The organism is Arthrobacter silviterrae, assembly GCF_011045165.1.
Classification (GTDB): Bacteria; Actinomycetota; Actinomycetes; order Actinomycetales; family Micrococcaceae; genus Specibacter; species Specibacter silviterrae.
Genome location: NZ_JAAKZI010000004.1, coordinates 1 through 19771, shown reverse-complemented (window position 1 = coordinate 19771; position 19771 = coordinate 1). Strand labels below are relative to the sequence as shown.

Sequence of the window (19771 nt, the reverse complement as noted above, 5' to 3'; positions counted from 1 at the left end):
AGTCGGACAACTGCGGCGTGCGGGATGGCGGGCGCCGTGGGGAACCTGTCCGGGCGGGGAACCAGCCCCTACGATCCTACGACGGATTTGCCTGGCGCCACCCATTTCTTTGGCTGGCGTTTGGCTGGCGTTTACCTGCCGGCGGTATGCTCCCGGGCCGCGGGTGCCGCGCTGCAGGGCGGCCCGGCACGCACTACGATTCAAGGAAAGGGCCCTGGCCGCCGACCTGCCGTAGGGAATGGTGCATTGAGATGAGCAGTTTGGATTCGGAGCCGCAGGAGCTCCTCTGCCCCAGCAGTCCGGGCGCCGTGGAGGTGCTGGAACCGCGGATGGTCCCCCTGGGCGGTCCCCGGGCGATGACAGTGCGCCGGACTTTGCCGCAGCGCCAGCGCTCCCTCATTGGGGCGTGGTGCTTCGTGGACCACTACGGCCCGGATGACGTTTCGGCGACGGGAGGGATGGCCGTGCCGCCGCATCCGCACACAGGCCTGCAGACCGTCAGCTGGCTGTTTACCGGCGAGGTGGAACACACCGATAGTGCCGGATATCACGCCATGGTCCGGCCCGGCGAGCTGAACCTCATGACGGCGGGCCGCGGCATCAGCCATTCCGAATACTCCACGCCCGGCACCACCGTGCTGCACGGAGCCCAACTGTGGGTGGCCCTGCCGGAGCATGCCCGGTTCATGGAACCGACATTTGAGCACTTCCGGCCGGTGCCCGTGCAGCTGCCGGGGGTGACCCTCAGCGTTTTCCTGGGGTCGCTTGCCGGCGGGACCTCCCCGGTGGTTACACACACCCCCCTGCTGGGGGCGGAATTGCGGCTCGACGCCGGCGCCACCGTCAGCCTGGACGTGGACCCTGCCTTTGAACACGGCTTCCTGGTCGATTCCGGCACGCTCAGCGTGGACGGCAACGCCCTGGCGCCGGGCGAACTTGGGTACACGGGCCCCGGGCGCGGGTCCTTGACGCTGGTGGCCGGACAGGCGCCGGTGCGGCTTTTGCTGATCGGCGGAACTCCCCTGGGCGAGTCAATCGTCATGTGGTGGAACTTCGTGGGGCGCTCCCACGAGGAAGTGGTGGCTTTCCGTGCGGCGTGGCAGGCGGAGATTGCCGCCTTCGGGACGACGCCGGACGGCATGGGCGGCGTGCCGGGCGGGGACCGCCAGTTCGGGCTTCCCGCCAACCAGGTGGATCCGCCGCTGCCGGCCCCCGGGCTTCCCACCGTCAACCTGCGCCCGCGGAGCAATCCAAGCTAGGCCTGCCTCCGTCGTGGCGCCGGTACCCGCGTCGGGGGGGCCGGGTGTTGAATGGGTCGCAGGAATGCAACGTCCAGCACCATGAAAAAGGAAACGGGATTCATGACGGGCCAAGCCAAACCCAACACCTCAATTCTCATCATAGGGGCCTCCCGCGGCTTGGGTTTGGCCCTGGCAGAGGAGTACCTCAACAACGGTTCAAACGTGGTTGCCACGGTGCGCGGACCCGGCCGCACCTCCCTGCATGAACTGCAGGACCGTGCTGCCGGCCACCTGGAGATCGAGACCGTGGACATCACCATCCCCGACCAACTCACCAGCCTCCACGGCAGGCTGGCCGCCCGACGGTTCGATCTGTTGTTCGTCAATGCCGGGGTGGCCAATGCCGCAAACGAAACAGCGGCGAACGTCAGCACCGAAGAATTCACCCGCCTCATGGTCACCAACGCCCTCAGCCCCCTGCGCGTTGTCGAGGAATTCAAGGACCTGGTTTCCGCCGCGGGGACCATTGCCGTCATGTCCTCCGGCCAGGGCAGCGTCGCCAACAACACCCGTGGCGGCTTCGAGATCTACCGTGCCAGCAAGTCCGCCCTCAACCAGCTCATGCGCAGCTACGCCGCCCGCAACGCCGGCGACCCCCGCACCCTGCTGCTCATGGCGCCGGGGTGGATCAAGGGCACCGGCGTTGGCGGCCCGAATGCCCCGCTGACAATTGGGGAAAGCATCCCCCGCCTGGTGCGCACCATTGATGCCCAGCACGGCCGGGGAGGCTTGCGATTCCTGGACTATCGCGGCGAAGCCGTCCCCTGGTGACCGGCCCGGCCAGAAGGCCGGATTCAGCCAGAGGGCCGGCTCAGCCCTTGGCGAGGTTTTCCCGCACCATCGGCGCCACCTGGGACCCGTAGAGCTGGATGCTCCTGAGCATGGCGTCGTGCGGGAGCGTGCCATGGCTGTACTTCAGGTCGAAGCGCGACAGCTTCAGCGCCTTCGCCACTTTCGTGATCTTCCGGGCAACTGTCTCCGGGGAGCCCACCACCAGTGCGCCGTTGGGGCTTGCCACTGCGTTGAACTGCAGGCGGGTCAGCGGCGGCCACCCGCGGTCGCGGCCAATGCGGTTGTGCATGGCTGCGTAGTGCGGCCACAGCTCCTCCATGGCCTGTTCGTCCGTCTCCGCCACGTGCCCGGGCGAATGCACACCGATGGGAAGTTCGGGCCGGCCAAACTCGGCCAGCGCACGGTGGTAGAGGTCGGCGAACGGCGCGAACTGCAGCGGTTCCCCGCCAATGATGGCCAGCATGAGGGGCATCCCATGGTGGGCTGCCCGGACCACGGATTGCGGGCTGCCGCCCACCGCAACCCAGGCCCTGAGCGCGCCTGATTCGGTGTGCGGGTAGACCATCTGCTCCGTCAGGGCCGGCCGGGTGTTTCCGCTCCACGTGACCGGGCCCTGCTTGAGGAGTTCGGCGAACAGCGCCAGCTTTTCCTCAAACAGTTCCTCGTACTGGGTCAGGTCGAAGCCGAACAGGGGGAAGGATTCCGTGAAGGACCCCCTGCCCAGGGTGACTTCGGCGCGGCCGGAGGAAACGGCGTCGAGCGTGGAAAAGCGCTGGAAGACTCGGATGGGGTCGTCGGAACTGAGGACGGTGACGGCCGAGCCAAGGCGGATCCGCTTCGTCTGCCCGGCAATCGCCGCCAGGACCATGTCCGGTGAGGAAATGGCGAAGTCGTCACGGTGGTGCTCCCCCACGCCGAAGTAGTCCAGGCCCAGGGAGTCGGCCAGCACGGCCTGTTCGACGACGTCGCGGATCACCTGGGCGGCCGGCTTCGCTTCCCCGCCCGGCGCCAGGGTGACGTCGCCAAAGGTGTCCAGTCCCAGCTCAATGCCGGGGGCTTCAATTGCTCCGTTTGCCACGTGTGTTCCGTCCGCTCTGTTGTTCTGCCGAGGCGGTCAAGCACCCCGGTCATGAATATGCGTTTGTATCTACATTGGGAACTTTGGCGTGCCCGGAACTATTCCCGGGCGTCTGTCGGCGGCAGGCGGCGTCCGCCCGGCTAACGCTGGGCTGCCGCGGCGTACTTGCGCCGGTAGACCGCCAGGAAGGTGGAAATCCTGCGCACGGCCTCTTCGATGTCGCCAACGGAGGGCAGCACCACGAAGCGGAAATGGTCCGGCGTGGGCCAATGGAAGGCGGTGCCGTGGGACACCAGGAGCTTTTGGTCCTGCAGCAGGTCGATGACGAATTTCTCATCATTGTCGATCGGATACATCTCCGGGTCCAGCTTCACGAAGAGGTACATCGCGCCGGCGGCGGGGACGCAGGAGACGCCCGGCAGCGCGTTGAGCAGCTCCGAGGCGCGGGTGCGCTGCTCGCACAGCCGCCCGCCGGGTTTCGTCAGGTCGTTGATGCTTTGGTAGCCGCCCAGGGACGTTTGGATGGCGTGCTGGGCTGGGACGTTGGAACACAGGCGCAGGGAGGCGATCAGCTCCAGCGACTCCTTGAAGTCCGCCATGGCGGCACGTGGCCCGGACAGCGCCACCCAGCCGGCCCGGTAGCCGGGCATCCGGTAGGCCTTGGACAGTCCGCTGAACGTGAGTGTGCAGACATCGTCGGCCAGGGAGGCCATGTGGATGTGCGTGCGGCCGTCGTAGAGGATCTTTTCGTAGATTTCGTCAGCAAAGATGACCAGGTCGTTGTCCCGGGCCAGGTCCACAAACTGCTCCAGGATGTGCCGCGGGTAAACGGCGCCCGTGGGGTTGTTCGGGTTGATGATGACGATGGCGCGGGTGTTCGGGGTGATCTTGGCCGCGACGTCCGCCATGTCCGGCCACCATTCATTGTCCTCGTCGCACAGGTAGTGGACGGGAACCCCGCCGGTCAGCGTCACGGAGGCCGTCCACAGCGGGTAGTCGGGGGCCGGGATGAGCACTTCATCGCCGTTTTCCAAAAACGCCTGCAGGGTCATGGAGATCAGTTCGCTCACGCCGTTGCCCACGAAAATGTCCTCGACGCCGATCTTCATCAGGCCGCGGGTCTGGTAGTACTGCGAAATGGCGGTGCGGGCGGAGAAGATGCCCTTGGAATCGCTGTAGCCCTGGGCGCCGCGCAGGTGGTGGATCATGTCCACCACAATGGATTCGGGGGCCTCCAGCCCGAAGGGCGCGGTGTCGCCAAGGTTCATGCGCAGGATCCGGTGGCCCTCCGCCTCCATCTTCTGGGCCGCGTGAAGAATCGGGCCGCGAAGTTCATACCGTACATTGGCGAGTTTGCTGGAGTGTTGCATGGGGCGCATGCCATCCATCTTCACACAAACAGGGGCCGGGCGGCCGGATTTGTCCACCATCCGGCCGCCAGCCCCCGCCGTTCTACAGCCCGCGCTGGTAGAAGCGGAACGCCCGCGCGGCCAGCCAGGTCATGAGCACGGCAAGCGCCGCCAGCAGTCCCAGAGAACCCCAGACCGAACCCCAGTCGGGCGCCGCCTGCAGCGCCCCGCGCCCCGCGGCGACGGCCCATTCGAAGGGGTTGAACCGCGCCACCACGCCCACCCACGCGGGAGAAAGCGAGGTGTCCATGATGGCGGAACTGAGGAACATCAGCGGAAAGGAAATGAGCTGCGAGATGGCGATGAGGGCCGTCTGTGTCTTCGCCAGCAGGGCCATGCCATTGGAGAAGGCGGCAAACACAAACGTCAGGAGCACGGCGGAAAGAAGGAGGACGGCCAGGCCCGGCAGTCCGCCGTCGAACCTGGCACCGGCAAGCCATGCCACGCCCAGCACCACCAGTGTTTGGAGGACCGTCAGCACGGCCTGGAACAGCATGGTGGACAGAATCATGGCACCGCGGCTGGTGGGCGAGGTGAGGAACCTGTCCATGACTCCCCGGTCCATGTCCTGGATGTACGACGTCCCGGCCCAGGCGCTGCCAAAGAGGGCCATCATCATGACAATGCCGGGGGTCAGGAACACCAGGTAGTCGCTGCCTCCGCTGAAGCCGGGGATGTTGACCACCGACTTGAACAGCTGCCCAAACAGGAGCAGCCAGATGATGGGCTGGATGAGGTTCATCGCCAGGTACACCGGCATCCGCCCGAACGCTCGCAACTGGCGGGCCGTGAGGATCGCGGTGTGTGTGGTGGCGCCCAGGATGCTCATGCCGCCACCTCCAGCTGCGCAAAGACGTGCCCGGTGTGGCGCAGGTAGACGTCGTCAAGGCTGGGCCGGGCGACGGTTGCGGAAACGACCGCGATGCCGGCCGCCTCCAGCCGTGCAAGCACTGCCGGCAGCGCGGTTCCGCCAGCATCCGCCCTCCCCCGCAGGAAGCGGCCGTCCGCCAGGATCTCCCGGAGCAGTCCGGCTCCGGCCACCACCTCCCGGGCCCGGCCCGCGTCCCGCGCAGGATCGGCAAGTTCGACGACGACGGCGTCCCCGTGCAGCGCGTCTTTCAGTTCCCCGGGGGTGCCCTCGACCACGATCCGCCCCTTGTCGACGATGGCGAGCCGCCTGGCCAGCCTGTCCGCCTCCTCCAGGTAGTGCGTGGTCAGCAGCACCGTCATCTCCTCGGCCCGGGCCATGCCTTCCAGCTCCGCCCACATGTCCGCGCGCGCCTCGGGGTCCAGCCCGGTGGTGGGCTCGTCAAGGAAAAGGACCCGGGGCCGGTGCATCAGGCCGATGGCGACATCCAGCTTGCGGGCCATGCCGCCGGAATACGTCTTGACCAGGCGCCCGGCGGCATCCGTGAGGGAAAAGCGCTCCAGCAGCTCCGTGGCCCGGGCCCTGGCCGCGGGTCCGGAAAGGCCCTGGAGGCGGCCGGCCAGGACCAGGTTTTCCCGGCCCGTGTCCATGGGGTCGGACACCTGCTTCTGGGCGACAAAGCCGATGGCGTGACGGACCCGCCCGGGGTGCCGGCCGACGTCGTGCCCGGCAACGGTGGCCTTGCCGGAGTCGGCGGTTGCCAGGGTGGCCAGGATTCTGACGGTGGTGGACTTGCCGGCGCCATTGGGCCCCAGCAGGCCGAAAATGGTGCCGGGCTCCACCGCGAAACTGAGTCCGGCCAAGGCCCGGGTGGGCGGTTTTCCTCGGCCGCCGGGATAGCTCTTGGTCAGGCCGCCGGCCTCGATGGCCGCCGGGGTTGGGTTGTGTGCCATGATGGGCTCCTTTGAAACGGAGCCTGCCGACGGGGCCGCTGCAGTAAACTGTGGGTGTGCCTTGAGTTCGCTGCGGCTAATCCCCTGGGGAGACTCAATGGTTGGAACAGGTGGCCCGGATGCTCGAACATCCGGGCCGTTTGTTTTTCTTGGGACTACTCTCTCTTTGCCTGGCGCCGCTCAGCCTCCCCGGCGGGGAAGAGCATGCGCGCCAGGACAACCAGGAACAGGGCCAGGCCCGTCAGCAAGGCCAGCCAGGAGATCCCCCAGCCCAAGGTGAAGGTCAGCCAGATGAAGACAGCGATCGCCAGAATCCAAATGGCGGCCGTATAAATGCCGAACCTGGCCGCCGCCACAGGGTCCTGCGTGAACCTGTCCTGCGCCTGGTAGTCGCGGGCCATGGCCCGCACCCAGGGCTTGCGCCGGTTCGTTTGGGACAGGCCCAGCCGGATGAATCCGACCGTGGCGCCAAGCACCACGAAGATGCCCGCCACCAGCAGTCCGGTGCCGGCCACCGCCACCAGCGCGCACAGGCACAGCCCGACGGCGGCCGCTGCCGCCGCGCCGTATCCCAGGGCCCGGCGCCGTGGCAGCGGATAGTTTTGGCTGGTCTCCTGTTGCAGGCTCCACGCCGTGATGGCCCCTGTGCACATGGCGAGGGCGAATCCGAAGAGGACGGCAGGCGCCGGCGAACCGTGGTCTCCCAGGACCAGGACAAAGAGCAGCAGGGCCGCCAGGGCAATGACCGACAACAGCACCGTGCCTGTGACGAAGCCCGGCCGTGGCCTGACCTTGTTGGCGGCGTGCGCGGCCAGGTGCTCGGCAACGGTTCCTGCGGTTCTTCCGTTGCTTCCTGCGTTGCTTCCTTCGTTGGTTCCGGCGCCACTGTCCCCGATGATGGCCCGAACGTCGCCCAACTCGTCAATGGCCGTGGCGGCCGCGGCGGCAGGCGCCACGCCCTGCCCTTCCAGTTCAGCCACCCTTGACTGCATGTTGGAGCGGATTTCCTCCTTGAGGTCCTGAAGTTCGGCGTTCATGGGCAGGCCGGCGAAGGCGTCGTCCAGGTAGCGGTGAATGTTGGAGTGTTCGGCGCTGCTCATGGCGTGCCGCCTTTCACGTTCAGGAGCGTGTTGATGATCCGCTGTGTTGCCGTCCACGACTGGACGTTCTTGGCGTAGACGGCCCGGCCGGCGTCGGTGATGCGGTAGTACTTGCGCCGTCCGCCCTGGGTCTCGTCACCCCAGCTGGCCTCGACGAGTCCGTCCTTGACCAGCCGGCGGTAGGTGGCGTACAGGGTTGCTTCCTTGATTTCGTACAGGCCGCCTGTGGCATCCCTGATGGTCTTGTAAATCTCGAAGCCATAGCTTTCGGCCCCGCGAAGGACGCCCAGCACGATCGTGTCCGTGTGGCCCCGCAGCAGGTCGGCCGCAAAGGGTTCGGACTGCGGGGGGCTTTCGCTGGGGTTCTGAACCATGACTATTACTGTATCTGATCAACTACTAGCCTGGGAAGGGGTATATCGAAAATGGCTGTTGAGTTTCTCACACTTGCGGCCCGCCGCAGGGCCTAGCACAAACCTCCAGCGCCCATGAACGGCGGAAAATTGGTAGGCTCAATCGCTGGACCAACCCGCTTTTGGGGAAGCGCGGGTCACTCATTCCCAAACCCCAAGGAGACCAAGCCCTCAATGACATCCGTGGCTACTGAATCACTGCGTGAACAGCTCTGGAACCGTCGTTACGACGAGAACATAGCGCCCATCACCGAACTCTGCGACGCACTGGCCGAGGCCCGGCCCGGGCAGCAGGTTGCGTATGTGGATCCGGTGCACGATGTCGATGAGTGCCGCATCATCAGCCTGTTCTCCAACGTGGGGGAACTGGATGAGGCCGGCTTTGTCACCGCCGGCGACGAGCAGGCCGCCACGCGCCTCCTCGGCATCCACTGGCAGCTGGGGCTCAAGCCAAGCTATGTCATGCCGTGGAATGTCCATCCGTGGTTCACGCCCGGTGCGGCCAACGGCCGCTTGAGCGCACAGCAGATTGAACAGGGACTGCGCCCCCTCGTGAAGTTCCTGACCTTGGTCCCCCGGGCTTCCGCCCTCGTGGCGCACGGCACCGAGGCACACCGCCTGGCCGACCAACTCCTGAAGGCCCAGGGGCCCATGCTCTACAAGCGCGGCTTCGGGATCTACAAGGTCCGCTCCCTGAGCGGGCGCAGCTTTGCCGGCTCCGCCGAACGGCAGGCAGGCTGGCTCCTGGAGTCGGCCAAGGCATACGCCGAGTCCATGACCCGCAACGGCATTCCCGTCAAGGGCCGCTGACCGAACCACCAACGTGCCGGGCAGCACGGAGCCGGTGCCGCCCGGAGCGGCACCTGCACCGTTGCCGGCGTCCTACGCCATGGCCGCTTCGGCAGGTTCCATGGCGCTGCGGAGCATTTCCTGGAGCTCGGGGCCGTCCACTTCTCCGTGCACCGCCACCGCGTGGGCCGTGGAGACCGGCAGGACTTCCTCCTCCGTTCCCGCCACGGTCAGTGTGCAGCCCACGTCGCTGGGAAGCTTGCGGCAATCAATCATTACCCGTGCCATTTCATTCACCTCCTTTCATGCCATCCGGCTGCCATCCCTACCGTGATGCGGCGGGCACTGCCGGAACGATGTTCTGGTTGAGGTGGAACACGTTGTCCGGATCGTACTTGGCCTTGACGGCGGCCAGCCTGTCGAAGTTCCCGCGATAGTTTTCCTGGATGCGGTGCTGGTCGTCGGCGTCCATGAAATTGATGTATCCGCCGGCCTCCGCGTAAGGGTGCAGCGCAGTCCAATAGTCCCGAACCCAGTTGATGTTGGCCTCGTTGTCCGCGGGGTCCTCCCACATGCCCGCAATGACAGGCGCAAAGCCAACGTCGCGGTACCCAAATGCCGTGGCGTCGGCAGCAACGCGCTGCACGGCCCCGTCAATGGGATAGAAATGGTTGGCGGACTGGACACTGGGAACCTTCGAACCAAAGTCAACGGCAACCCCGAGGGCCGCGTCACTGAGCTCCCCCATGAAGTCCGCCTTCCAGTACGCCTGCAGCCCGGCCGGAAGCAGGGCGTCAAACAGCCCGTTGACCGCGGGGTAGGGCATCGGCCCGGTGAACTGTCCCAGCACGGGTCCTGCCGCCAGGACCGGCTCCCACATGCGGGCGCCGTCGGCCAGGGCCCCGGACCAGGCCCCCACCACCACGCAAATGGGTGTTCCATGGAACTCCTCCGGGAGGAATGGCACGGGCGGGCCCTGGTGGAAACCGAGGAACGCGCCAAATTCCTCCGGGGCTGCGGCAATGTACTCGCGGAAGAACCCGCCCACCTCACGGCCCGCGCTGGCCGGAAAGATGACAACCCCGCCGTAGACGGTGTCGACGGGATGCAGGGCATATTCCAGCGAAGTCACCACTCCAAAGTTTCCGCCGCCGCCGCGAAGGGCCCAGAAGAGGTCCTCGTTTTCGTCAATGCTGGCGCTGACCAGGCGGCCGTCTGCCAGCACCACGTCTGCCTGCAGCAGGTTGTCGCAGGCCAGTCCATGCCTGCGCGCCAGGTATCCGATGCCGCCGCCCAGTGTCAGCCCGGCAATGCCGGTGGATCCGATGATGCCGCCCGTGGTCGCCAGCCCGTAGGTGTGCGTGGCGTGGTCGAATCCGGACCAGGTGGTCCCGGCTTCCGCGCGTGCCGTCTGCGCGGCAGCGTCGACCCGGATGCCGGTGCGCTTGGAGAAGTCGATGACCAAGCCGCCGTCGCACGTCCCAAAACCGGGCGCGCTGTGGCCCCCGCCGCGGACGGCGATGTCCAGGCCCTGCCCGCGGGCAAAGGCGACGGCGGCCACCACGTCGCCGGCGTCAGAGACCTGGACCACGGCGGCAGGGTGCCTGTCGATCATGCCGTTGTACACGGCCCGCGCCGCGTCATAGCCCGCATCCTGGGGGGAAATAACTGTTCCGTGAATGCTCTCGCGCAACTGTGCCACTTGTCCGGTGTCCATGATGTCCCGTCCTCAATTGTCGCCATAGGCTTCCTCCCAGCCCCTACGCTAGGCACACGGGCGGCGGTAGACTATACGCACATTGTGCACGCCGCCCCGGCCCTTGGCCGGAACGGCATTGCCGCCGAACCGCATCGTGAAATCGGTCGATGGACATGTACATATCGCTGCGCCAGCTGGAGATTGTTGTGGACCTGGTCGGGGGCCTGGATTCGCTGTCCCGCCCTGAGCAATTTCCGGAATTGGTGCTTCCGGCCCTGGCGTCGCTGCTGGGCTGCGATGTGGCAACGTACAACGAAATTGGGCCCCAGGGTGTCAGCTACCGGGATTTCCCGTCCGGCAGCCTGGCACTGGAAACCCGCCAGGTCTTTGCGCAATTTGTCGCTGAACACCCGTTGGTCAACTACTACAAGGACCCGCACCACGTGGACCCGGTCAAGGTGAGCGACTTCCTCGACACGGGGCATTTCCACCGGCTCGACCTCTATGAGTACTTTTTTCGCCCGATCCCCGTGGAACACCAAATGGCCATCACCGTGGAGGCGCCCGGCCCCACAGTGGTAGGGATCGCCCTGAACCGCTCACAGCACGACTTCACCGAAACGGACCGCGCCATCCTGGCAGTGCTGCAGCGGCCCCTGGCCAAGTCCTTCGCCTGCCTGGTCCGGGCCGCGGAACGGAACAGGGACTATGCCCCGTCACCAGGCCGGACCCTGGCCCTGCTGACTGACGCGGAATTCGACGTTCTCTCAAGGGTGGCAGCGGGCGAAACCAACGCCGCCATCGCCCGGCGGACCGGCTGCAGTCCCCGCACTGTCGCAAAACACCTCGAACACACCTATCGCAAACTCCAGGTGCAGGACCGCTCGCAAGCCGCCGCCAAATTTGCGGCCGACAGCGAAGCCCTGAACCACTTGGAACTTCTAAGCGGGCAGCACAGCAGCGGGGCGGAGCACTGAGCCGTGCAGGCAGGCTTGGGCTAGGCTCAGACCATGAAACTGCCGCTGGCGGTCGCACTGGCACTGGCCGCCTCCGCCGTACTTGCCACCACGGGCTGCTCCACGGCTGCACCGGCATCCCCACAGGGAAGCACGGTTGTCAGCGCGTCAGCCCCCACCCCCAATGCAAGCACCTTGAACAGTCCCACTGCCCACGCCACTGGCCCCGCCACCGGGACCGCCACCGGATCAGGCGCCCCCACCCCGAAGCCTCCTGCCCCTGTGGTCCTGCCCTCCGGCACGGGCACCAACATTGCCACGGAGCTGTCTGCGCCGTGGTCCATGGTGTTGCTCGCCGACGGCAGCATGCTGGTGGACGAACGGGATGCGGGGAAGGTTCTGGAAGTGTCGCCCAAGGGCACCAAGCACCCAGTGGGGACCGTCCCCGGCGTCGACCATGTCAACGAGGGCGGGCTGCTGGGGCTCGCCGTGCGGCTCGGCAGCTGCGCGGCCGGCCAGGCGCCCGACCCGGCCACCGGGTGCCTGCAGCTGTACGCGTACCAGAGCACGGCTTCGGACAACCGGATTGTCCGGATGCCGCTGTTGGGCCGGGCCGGCGAACGGTCCCTCGGCACGGCTGTGACGATCCTCAAGGGCATCCCCAAGGCGCCCAACCACGACGGCGGGCGCATCGCCTTCGGCCCCGACGGCATGCTGTACGCCACCACCGGCGATGCCAACAATCCCTCCGCCGCCCAGGACAGGAACTCGCTGTCGGGGAAAATACTGCGGCTCACGCCCGACGGCGGCATTCCGGCGGGGAATCCCTTCCCCGGCAGCCCAGTATGGACCCTGGGCCACCGCAATGTGCAGGGCATTGCCTGGGACAGCCTCGGACGCATGTGGGCCTCGGAGTTCGGCCTCAACACCTGGGATGAGCTGAATTTGATCAAGCCCGGCCAAAACTACGGGTGGCCGGTGGTTGAGGGCATAGGCCACAACCCCGCGTACACAGACCCGGTGCTGGAATGGCCTGTCGCCGAGGCAAGCCCCAGCGGCATCGCCATCAACGGCACCACCCTCTACATGGCGTCACTGCGCGGGCAACGCCTGTGGGTGGTCCACCTCTCCGGCACGCCCCGGGCCGAGGCGCACCTCACCGGCCAATTCGGCCGCCTCCGCGACGTTGCGGTCCTGCCCAACGGGAGCGTCCGGATCCTGACCAACAACACCGACAGCCGCGGCACCCCCCGCCCCGGCGACGACAAGATAGTGCAATTTCCCGCCACCACCCCCTGACGCTCCCTCATCTTTCGCGGTGTTTCCGGCGACGGTCCCTCACGTTTCGCGGTATCTTCCGTGGCCCTCCTCACTTTTCGCGGGGTTTCCGGCGACGGTCCCTCACGTTTCGCGGTGGCTGTTTACCCGCCGCTCGCCACGCAAGGAAGTGATGGAGCGTATCGAAAAAGACAGCACAATCTGATGGAGGGTCGGGGAGAAATGGCCATAAAGTGAGGGAGGATCGGGTGGAGCGGGGGGAGTTAGGGGAGGTGGGGGGCCACCAGTTTTGCGTAGCGGGCCTTGACGGTGTCGACCACCTCGGCGTACGGCAGGTTCCAGATGTCCTCGTTGAAGATTTCCACCTCGACGACGCCGTTGTAGCCTGCCTCGGCAACCCACTGGCCGATCGACGCGAAGTCAATGACGCCGTCGCCCATGAATCCGCGGGACAGCAGCGCGTCGGCGGCGATGGGCAGGTTGAAGTCGCACACCTGGTAAGAGGCGATGCGGCCTTCGGCGCCGGCGCGGGCAATCTGCTCCTGCAGCGACGGGTCCCACCACACGTGGAAGGTGTCCACCACGACGCCCACGGCCTCGACCGGGTGCGGCGCTGCCAGGTCCAGGGACTGGCCCAGGGTCGAGAGCACCGCGCGGTCGGCGGCGTACATGGGGTGCAGCGGTTCCAGGACCAGGCGCACGCCGTGTTCCAGGGCGAAGGGCACCAGTTCGGCGAGGCGGTCGGCCACGCGCTGGCGTGCAGCGCAAATGTCCTTGCCGCCCACGACGGCGCTTGCCTCGCCGCCGCCGTCAACGGCACCGGGCGCCACGCTGAAGTCGGGAAGCCCGCCCACCACCATGATGATCTCGGTGGTGCCGAGGGCCTTCGCCTCCAGGATGGCGGCCTTGTTGTCCTCGAGCGCGGCTGCCTGGCCGGCCGGTTCGGCAGCGGTCAGGAAGCCGCCGCGGCACAGGCTGGAAGCCTGCAGGCCGGACGCCTTCACCATTTCCACGGCTGTTTCCAGCCCGACCTCAGCCACCTTGTCGCGCCACAGGCCAATGTGCTTCAAGCCTGCGGCGACGCTGAGGTCCAGGGCTTCGGCAAGCGATGCCTTTTTGATCGTGGCCGTGTTGATGGACAGCTTCTCAAAGGTGCTCATGCGTCGGCTCCTTCCAGAACTGCTGATTCAACGCCGGCGGCGTTCAGGAATCCGGCCATGCGATTGGCGGCCAGCTCCGGGTTCAGCAGCAGCTGTGCCGTGTTGGCCAGGCGGAACAGCTTGACCAGGTGGTTGAGGTCGCGCCCCGAGTGCAGGCCGCCGACCATCTGGAAGCCGGCCTGGTAGCCGTTCAGCCACGCGAGGAAGGCGATTCCCGTCTTGTAGTAGTACGTGGGTGCCTCGAAGATGTGCAGGCCAAGATCCCGCGTGGAATCGAGGATGGCACGTGCCTCGGCGGGCTGGCCGGCGTCGTACTTCTGCAAAGCCGTTGAGGCGGCAGGCGCGATGGCGGCAAAGATGCCCAGCAGTGCATCCGAGTAGTGCGAGCCGTCGCCGTCAATCAGCTCGGGGTAGTTGAAGTCGTCGCCCGTGTACAAGCGCACGCCCTCCGGAAGTGACGCACGCAGCGCAACTTCGTGTCCGGCGTCGAGCAGGGAAACCTTGACGCCGTCCACCTTCGCGGCATGCGCCGAGATCAGCTGCTGGAAGGTGGCGGTTGCGGCGGCGACATCGTCGCTGCCCCAGTAGCCGGCCAGGGCGGGGTCGAACATGGTGCCGAGCCAGTGCAGGACAACGGGCTCCTTGACCTCTGACAGCAAGGTGCCGTAGAGGGCCAGGTAGTCCGCGGGGCCGCTGGCAACCTTGGCCAGGGCGCGCGAGGCCATGATGATGACCTTGGCGCCGGAGGCCTCGACGACGGCGATCTGCTCGCGGTAGGCGGCAAGCACGGCGGCCAGGCCATCCTCGCCGGGCTCCACGGTTGCGGGGTCCAGCTGGTCGGTGCCGGCACCGCAGGCCAGGAGGTCGCGCACGGTGCGCTCCGGCGTGGCGATGAGGGCGGCCTCGGCGGCGGAGCGGTTGATGAGCTCCTGCGTGGCGGCCCAGTCCAGGCCCATGCCGCGCTGCGCGGTGTCCATGGCATCGGCAATGCCCACGCCCCAGCTCCACAGCTCACGGCGGAAGGCCAGGGTGGCATCCCAGTCAATGTCGGCCGGGGCGCCGGGCACGTTGTTGCCCAAAACCTTGGGGGTGACGTGCGCGGCGGCGTAGACCTTGCGGGAGGTGATGAGCGCCGTCGGCTTGTGCCACGGGCCGGTCCCGTTCAGCGTGAGTGCTTCAAGGCCGCCGTCCGGCAGCGGAAGGGTGATTGAAATGGCCATGGTTAGAGCTCGATTTCCGGGATGTCCAGGGTGCGGCGCTCGTCGGAGGACTGCAGGCCCAGCTCGGCCAACTGCACGCCGCGGGCTGCGGAGAGCAGGCCGAAGCGGTGTTCGCGGCCGGCGACGACGTCGCGCAGGAACTCTTCCCACTGCAGCTTGAAGCCGTTGTCCAGCTCGGCGTTCGCCGGGACTTCCTGCCACTGTGAGCGGAAGGATTCGGTGACGGGCAGGTCCGGGTTCCAGACGGGCTTGGGGGTGTGGGCGCGCTGCTGGGCGACGCACTTGTTCAGGCCGGCAACTGCGGAGCCGTGGGTGCCGTCGATCTGGAATTCCACGAGCTCGTCGCGGTAGACGCGTACTGCCCAGGAGGAGTTGATCTGGCCAATGACGGCGTCACCCTGCGGGGTTTCCAGCTCGAAAATGCCGTAGGCGGCGTCGTCGGCGGTTGCCTTGTACTCGTTGCCTGCCTCGTCCCAGCGGGCCGGGATGTGGGTTGCGGTCTTGGCGTTGACGGTCAAAACCCGGCCAATGATGCCTTCAAGGACGTAGTTCCAGTGGCAGAACATGTCGGTGGTCATGCCGCCGCCGTCTTCCTTGCGGTAGTTCCAGGAGGGGCGCTGGGCGGCCTGGTGGTCGCCTTCGAAGACCCAGTAGCCGAACTCGCCGCGGATGGAGAGGATGCGGCCGAAGAAGCCTTCGTCGACCAGGCGGCGCAGCTTGACGAGGCCGGGCAGGTAAAGCTTGTCGTGCACGACGCCCGCGGTGATGCCGGCTTCCTGGCCAATGCGTGCCAGCTCGATGGCCTCCTCCAGGGTCTCAGCCGTGGGTTTCTCGGTGAAGATGTGCTTGCCGTTGGCCATGGCCTTCTTCAAGGTGGCGGCGCGCAGGCTGGTCATGGAGGCGTCAAAGACGACGTCGACAGTCGGGTCTGCGATGATCGCGTCCAGGTCGGTGGTCCAGTGCTCAACGTTGTGCAGCTCGGCAAGTTCGCGGACCTTCTCCGCGTTGCGGCCCACGAGGATGGGCTCGATGGCGACCTTGGTGCCGTCTTCCAGCGTCAGGCCGGACTCGCGCAGGGGCAGGATGGAGCGCAGCAGGTGCTGGCGGTAGCCCATGCGGCCGGTGATGCCGTTCATGGCAATGCGGATGACCTTCTTCTTGGCGCCTGCGGCTGCGGCTGCGTCTGCGGCTGCGGCTGCGTCTGCGCCGGCGGCGCCTGCCGTTGCCTCGGCTGCCGTGGTGGCCTGGTCGGTGGATGCTGTCAGCGTCACGTGCTCCTCCCGGTGGTAAGTGCGTGCCGGAGGGTCCGGCGTGGCCTGAAATTTGGAAAGCGCTTTCCAATATATGCTGGAGACAGCGTCCGGTCAAGGGCTTCCCCGGGCGGACTGAAACATTCCATCCGCACCTCCACGACAAGGACACCACCGTGAGCGTCAAACTAACCGAAGTGGCCCGCCAGGCCGGCGTGTCCCTCGCCACCGCCTCACGGGTCCTGAACGGCTCCGCGCGGACTCCGGCCCCGGCCATCGCAGACCGCGTCCGGGCCGCCGCGGAGGAGCTCGGCTACGTGGCAAACGCGCAGGCCCAGGCACTGGCCCGCTCCACCACGGGACTGGTGGGACTGGTGGTGCACGACATTGCGGACCCGTACTTTTCCACCATCGCCCACGGCGTCCAGGAAACGGCACTCCAACACCGCCGCCAGGTGCTACTCGCCGGGACGGACATTGCAGGCGGCGAACCGGAGGGCAGCGCCGAGCTGTCCGCCGTCAACGCCTTCATCTCCTACCGCACCGATGCGATCATCCTCGCCGCCTCCCGGCTGCAGGACGAAGACCCCAGGGTGTCCAGCGCACTGGGCCGCTACATCAAGAACGGCGGGCGCGTGGTGGCGCTGGGATCCACCGGCATCCCCGGGGCGCTGTCACTCCCGCTGCCCAACCGGGAGGGCGCCGCCGCCCTGGCCGCCGCCCTCCTGGACAGGGGGCACACCCGCTTTGCCATTCTCGCCGGGCCGCCGGAGCGCAACACCGCCCGGTACCGTGTCGAAGGTTTCACGGCGGCCCTCGCCGCTGCCGGAATCGAACCTATGGCCGTGGTTCCGGGGGCCTTCAACAGCCGCGGCGGCTATGACGCCACCCTTGAGTGCCTGGACCTGCCGGGCATGCCGGTTGCCGCAGAAGCCGGGAAGAACGACGGCGGCGCACCCGGCCTGTGCATCCTGGCCGCCAATGACGTCATGGCCCTGGGCGCCATGACAGCCCTTCGCTCGCGCGGGCTGCGCATCCCGGAGGACGTGCAGGTGGCCGGGTTTGATGACATCCCCACGCTTCGCGACCACTCCCCCGGGCTGACCACCTACCGGCTCCCGCTGGAGGACATTGGGCGGATCGCCGCGGGCCTGGCGCTGGATCCCAATGGCGCCCCCGCCCCCGGCATCACCGGCGAAGTCGTGTTGCGCGAAAGCGCGGGCGCGGCGCGCGGCTAGCAGCGGGCCGCTCCCGCTTTCCCGTGAGCAATATCGAATTTGCCGGACTTTTCAAGCCATTTCAAATATTGAACCGTAGAAACGATGGATACAGAAGCATATCCAAACAATAAGTTCAGATTCCCTTGTCAAGAGATGTTTTGCCGGGCAGACTGATCAGCACGGGCGCATCGAAGACGACGTGCCCGATGGATCCAAGGAGCCCTTAACATGTCCGCAGTGATGGCCGGCCCGGAGTCGGGAACCTCATACCGCAAGGCAGCCCACGACAATCTCTGGCTGCACTTTTCCGCCCAGCCCGGCGACCAGTCGGAATTGCCGATGATCGTGCGCGGTGAAGGCGCCTACGTCTATGACGACCAGGGAAAACGCTACCTGGACGGGCTGGCCGGCCTGTTCACGGTCCAGGTGGGCCACGGCCGCCGAGAACTGGCCGAGGCAGCTGCCCGGCAGTCCGAGACGCTTGCGTACTTCCCGCTGTGGTCCTACGCCAATGAGCCCGCCGCGGAGCTCGCCGGACGGCTGGCGGCCCTGGCCCCCGGAGACCTCAACCACGTGTTCTTCACCAACAGCGGCAGCGAGGCAGTGGAGTCCGCCTGGAAACTGGCCAAGCAGTACTTCAAGATCAAGGGCAAGCCGGGCAAACACAAGGCAATCTCCCGCACCACCGCCTACCACGGCACCACGCACGGCGCCCTGTCCATCACGGGCATCCCCGAACTCAAGGCTGATTTTGAGCCGCTGGTGCCCTCCACTTTCCGCGTGCCAAACACCAACATCTACCGCGCAGAAGTCCATGGCGAGGATCCGGCGGCCTTTGGCCGGTGGGCCGCCGACCAGATTGAGCGCGTCATCCTGGAGGAGGGTCCAGACACCGTTGCCGCCGTGTTCCTGGAACCGGTCCAAAACGCCGGCGGCTGCTTCCCACCGCCTCCCGGCTATTTCCAGCGGGTCCGGGAAATTTGCGACGAGTACGACGTGCTGCTGGTCAGCGACGAAGTCATCTGCGCGTTTGGCCGGCTCGGCACGTATTTTGGCGCCGAACGCTACCACTACGTCCCCGACATGATCACCTGCGCCAAGGGACTGACCAGCGGCTACTCCCCCATGGGCGCACTCATCGCCTCGGACAAGCTCTATGAGCCGTTTGCCGACGGCAGCCACGTCTTTTCGCACGGCTACACCTTTGGCGGGCATCCGGTGTCGGCCGCCGTCGCGCTTGCCAACCTGGACATCTTCGAGCGCGAGGACATCAACGGCCACGTCCGCGCCAACGAAGCCGCCTTCCGGTCCACGCTGGAGAAGCTCCTGGACCTGCCCGTTGTCGGGGACGTACGCGGGGCGGGCTACTTCTACGGCATTGAACTCGTCAGGGACAAGGCAACCAAGGAAACCTTCAGCGCTGAAGAATGCGAAAGGGTGCTGAAGGGCTTTTTGTCTCACGAACTTTTCGCCAACGGCCTATACTGCCGCGCCGACGACCGCGGCGACCCCGTCATCCAGCTCTCCCCGGCGCTGATCATCGGCCAGCCCGAGTTCGATGAAATGGAACGTATTCTGCGCGCCGCCCTCATTAAAGCCCAGGAGTTGCTCTAACCGTGTGGCTCCTGTTCACGGCCCAGGATGCCAAGACGGTTAGCGCGTGCCCCAGTCGTAGCGCTGCTTGTGGAGCTTAAGGTACATGAACGTCTCGGTGGACGTAACGGCCGGCAGTTCCCGCATGCGGCCAAGCAGGCGCAGGAGATGGTCGTCATCCTCGCAGACCACCTCCACGAGAAGGTCGTACTGGCCGGCCGTGAGCACTATGTAGCTGACCTCGCTGAAGGACTCAAGCGCCTTCGCGACGTCCCCGAGCTGCCCATTGATCCGCACCCCGATCATGGCCTGGCGGGTGAACCCCACGCGCAAGGGGTCGGTCACGGCCACGATTTCCAGCAGCTTGCTGTCAATGAGCCGCTTGATGCGCTGGCGCACGGCGGCGTCTGACAGCCCCACGGATTCGGCGATGGCCGCGTAGGACCGCCGGCCGTCCTCCTGCAATTGTTCAATGATCCGCTTGGAAATCTCGTCAAGTTCGTTCAGTGAGGAATCAGGGTGTGTGGTCACGGGGAGCTCCTTGTGGGCGTGTCGACGACGATCTCGCCTGCGAAAATGGCGGTCCCGGCATGCACTGTGTGCGGCTGTCAGGGACGGCGGGGTGGATGGTGTGCCGTTCACTGACAGAATACCCGCTTGCCTTCCGGCGCTGGCATGCCTGCCAGCCAGCC

Annotated in this window: 19 protein-coding genes; 7 read left to right on the top strand and 12 right to left on the bottom strand. The window is 66.5% G+C overall.

What is annotated here, in order from left to right; genetic code table 11:
- Positions 1-251 precede the first annotated feature (251 nt).
- The gene (locus G6N77_RS03655; RefSeq protein WP_165180662.1) at positions 252-1259 is read left to right on the top strand and encodes a pirin family protein; all 1008 of its coding nucleotides are present in this window, start codon (positions 252-254) and stop codon (positions 1257-1259) included.
- A gap of 102 nt (positions 1260-1361) precedes the next feature.
- Positions 1362-2072: an SDR family NAD(P)-dependent oxidoreductase gene (locus tag G6N77_RS03650; protein ID WP_165180661.1), complete on the top strand. Its 711-nt coding sequence runs from the start codon at positions 1362-1364 to the stop codon at positions 2070-2072.
- A gap of 40 nt (positions 2073-2112) precedes the next feature.
- Here G6N77_RS03650 and G6N77_RS03645 read toward each other — a convergent pair whose 3' ends face one another.
- From G6N77_RS03645 to G6N77_RS03620, 6 genes are all read right to left on the bottom strand, one after another.
- The gene (locus G6N77_RS03645; RefSeq protein ID WP_306986588.1) at positions 2113-3171 is read right to left on the bottom strand and encodes an LLM class flavin-dependent oxidoreductase; all 1059 of its coding nucleotides are present in this window, start codon (positions 3169-3171) and stop codon (positions 2113-2115) included.
- A gap of 140 nt (positions 3172-3311) precedes the next feature.
- Positions 3312-4550, bottom strand: a complete 1239-nt coding sequence (locus tag G6N77_RS03640; protein WP_165180660.1) for a pyridoxal phosphate-dependent aminotransferase — start codon at positions 4548-4550, stop codon at positions 3312-3314.
- A gap of 73 nt (positions 4551-4623) precedes the next feature.
- Positions 4624-5409 carry an ABC transporter permease gene (locus tag G6N77_RS03635; protein WP_165180659.1) on the bottom strand — a complete coding sequence of 262 codons (786 nt, stop codon included), beginning with the start codon at positions 5407-5409 and terminating at the stop codon, positions 4624-4626.
- On the bottom strand, positions 5406-6401 hold the full coding sequence (locus tag G6N77_RS03630; RefSeq protein ID WP_165180658.1) for an ATP-binding cassette domain-containing protein: 996 nt from the start codon (positions 6399-6401) through the stop codon (positions 5406-5408). Before G6N77_RS03630 ends, G6N77_RS03635 begins: the two co-directional genes overlap by 4 nt.
- Before the next feature lie 155 nt (positions 6402-6556).
- The gene (locus G6N77_RS03625; RefSeq protein ID WP_165180657.1) at positions 6557-7501 is read right to left on the bottom strand and encodes a permease prefix domain 1-containing protein; all 945 of its coding nucleotides are present in this window, start codon (positions 7499-7501) and stop codon (positions 6557-6559) included.
- The gene (locus tag G6N77_RS03620) at positions 7498-7875 is read right to left on the bottom strand and encodes a PadR family transcriptional regulator (protein WP_165180656.1); all 378 of its coding nucleotides are present in this window, start codon (positions 7873-7875) and stop codon (positions 7498-7500) included. Before G6N77_RS03620 ends, G6N77_RS03625 begins: the two co-directional genes overlap by 4 nt.
- Positions 7876-8088: 213 nt before the next feature.
- Here G6N77_RS03620 and G6N77_RS03615 point away from each other — a divergent pair, with 213 nt between their 5' ends.
- Entirely contained in the window at positions 8089-8724 is a 636-nt protein-coding gene (locus G6N77_RS03615; protein WP_165180655.1) for a uracil-DNA glycosylase family protein, read from the top strand.
- A gap of 72 nt (positions 8725-8796) precedes the next feature.
- Here G6N77_RS03615 and G6N77_RS03610 read toward each other — a convergent pair whose 3' ends face one another.
- On the bottom strand, positions 8797-8991 hold the full coding sequence (locus G6N77_RS03610; RefSeq protein WP_165180654.1) for a DUF1059 domain-containing protein: 195 nt from the start codon (positions 8989-8991) through the stop codon (positions 8797-8799).
- 37 nt (positions 8992-9028) lie between these two features.
- Positions 9029-10420: an FAD-binding oxidoreductase gene (locus G6N77_RS03605; protein ID WP_165180653.1), complete on the bottom strand. Its 1392-nt coding sequence runs from the start codon at positions 10418-10420 to the stop codon at positions 9029-9031.
- A gap of 149 nt (positions 10421-10569) precedes the next feature.
- Between G6N77_RS03605 and G6N77_RS03600 the strand changes: the two genes are divergently transcribed.
- Complete coding sequence (locus G6N77_RS03600) at positions 10570-11379, top strand: helix-turn-helix transcriptional regulator (protein ID WP_165180652.1); 810 nt, start codon at positions 10570-10572, stop codon at positions 11377-11379.
- Positions 11380-11412: 33 nt separating this feature from the next.
- Positions 11413-12657: a PQQ-dependent sugar dehydrogenase gene (locus G6N77_RS03595; protein ID WP_165180651.1), complete on the top strand. Its 1245-nt coding sequence runs from the start codon at positions 11413-11415 to the stop codon at positions 12655-12657.
- A 242-nt stretch (positions 12658-12899) separates the two neighbouring features.
- Here the strand turns inward: G6N77_RS03595 and G6N77_RS03590 are convergent, their stop codons facing one another.
- Genes G6N77_RS03590 through G6N77_RS03580 form a run of 3 tightly spaced genes read right to left on the bottom strand, consistent with a single transcriptional unit; the run spans position 12900 to position 16152 of the window.
- The gene (locus G6N77_RS03590; protein ID WP_165180650.1) at positions 12900-13796 is read right to left on the bottom strand and encodes a sugar phosphate isomerase/epimerase family protein; all 897 of its coding nucleotides are present in this window, start codon (positions 13794-13796) and stop codon (positions 12900-12902) included.
- Positions 13793-15016: a dihydrodipicolinate synthase family protein gene (locus tag G6N77_RS03585; protein WP_165180649.1), complete on the bottom strand. Its 1224-nt coding sequence runs from the start codon at positions 15014-15016 to the stop codon at positions 13793-13795. Before G6N77_RS03585 ends, G6N77_RS03590 begins: the two co-directional genes overlap by 4 nt.
- Positions 15017-15018: 2 nt before the next feature.
- Complete coding sequence (locus G6N77_RS03580) at positions 15019-16152, bottom strand: Gfo/Idh/MocA family protein (RefSeq protein WP_165180777.1); 1134 nt, start codon at positions 16150-16152, stop codon at positions 15019-15021.
- A 290-nt stretch (positions 16153-16442) separates the two neighbouring features.
- On the opposite strand from G6N77_RS03580, the gene G6N77_RS03575 reads away from it, so the two are divergent.
- Positions 16443-17504, top strand: a complete 1062-nt coding sequence (locus tag G6N77_RS03575; protein WP_306986581.1) for a LacI family DNA-binding transcriptional regulator — start codon at positions 16443-16445, stop codon at positions 17502-17504.
- Positions 17505-17714: 210 nt separating this feature from the next.
- Entirely contained in the window at positions 17715-19100 is a 1386-nt protein-coding gene (locus G6N77_RS03570) for an aspartate aminotransferase family protein (RefSeq protein WP_205677965.1), read from the top strand.
- A gap of 39 nt (positions 19101-19139) precedes the next feature.
- Here G6N77_RS03570 and G6N77_RS03565 read toward each other — a convergent pair whose 3' ends face one another.
- Entirely contained in the window at positions 19140-19610 is a 471-nt protein-coding gene (locus G6N77_RS03565; protein WP_165180647.1) for an Lrp/AsnC family transcriptional regulator, read from the bottom strand.
- Between the last annotated feature and the right edge of the window lie 161 nt (positions 19611-19771).

Coding starts and splice junctions, on each gene's coding strand:
- G6N77_RS03655 (WP_165180662.1), top strand. CDS start 252: ATGAGCAGTTTGGATTCGGAGCCGCAGGAGCTCCTCTGCCCCAGCAGT.
- G6N77_RS03650 (WP_165180661.1), top strand. CDS start 1,362: ATGACGGGCCAAGCCAAACCCAACACCTCAATTCTCATCATAGGGGCC.
- G6N77_RS03640 (WP_165180660.1), bottom strand. CDS start 4,550: ATGCGCCCCATGCAACACTCCAGCAAACTCGCCAATGTACGGTATGAA.
- G6N77_RS03635 (WP_165180659.1), bottom strand. CDS start 5,409: ATGAGCATCCTGGGCGCCACCACACACACCGCGATCCTCACGGCCCGC.
- G6N77_RS03630 (WP_165180658.1), bottom strand. CDS start 6,401: ATGGCACACAACCCAACCCCGGCGGCCATCGAGGCCGGCGGCCTGACC.
- G6N77_RS03625 (WP_165180657.1), bottom strand. CDS start 7,501: ATGAGCAGCGCCGAACACTCCAACATTCACCGCTACCTGGACGACGCC.
- G6N77_RS03620 (WP_165180656.1), bottom strand. CDS start 7,875: ATGGTTCAGAACCCCAGCGAAAGCCCCCCGCAGTCCGAACCCTTTGCG.
- G6N77_RS03615 (WP_165180655.1), top strand. CDS start 8,089: ATGACATCCGTGGCTACTGAATCACTGCGTGAACAGCTCTGGAACCGT.
- G6N77_RS03610 (WP_165180654.1), bottom strand. CDS start 8,991: ATGGCACGGGTAATGATTGATTGCCGCAAGCTTCCCAGCGACGTGGGC.
- G6N77_RS03605 (WP_165180653.1), bottom strand. CDS start 10,420: ATGGACACCGGACAAGTGGCACAGTTGCGCGAGAGCATTCACGGAACA.
- G6N77_RS03600 (WP_165180652.1), top strand. CDS start 10,570: ATGGACATGTACATATCGCTGCGCCAGCTGGAGATTGTTGTGGACCTG.
- G6N77_RS03595 (WP_165180651.1), top strand. CDS start 11,413: ATGAAACTGCCGCTGGCGGTCGCACTGGCACTGGCCGCCTCCGCCGTA.
- G6N77_RS03590 (WP_165180650.1), bottom strand. CDS start 13,796: ATGAGCACCTTTGAGAAGCTGTCCATCAACACGGCCACGATCAAAAAG.
- G6N77_RS03585 (WP_165180649.1), bottom strand. CDS start 15,016: ATGGCCATTTCAATCACCCTTCCGCTGCCGGACGGCGGCCTTGAAGCA.
- G6N77_RS03580 (WP_165180777.1), bottom strand. CDS start 16,152: ATGAACGGCATCACCGGCCGCATGGGCTACCGCCAGCACCTGCTGCGC.
- G6N77_RS03570 (WP_205677965.1), top strand. CDS start 17,715: ATGTCCGCAGTGATGGCCGGCCCGGAGTCGGGAACCTCATACCGCAAG.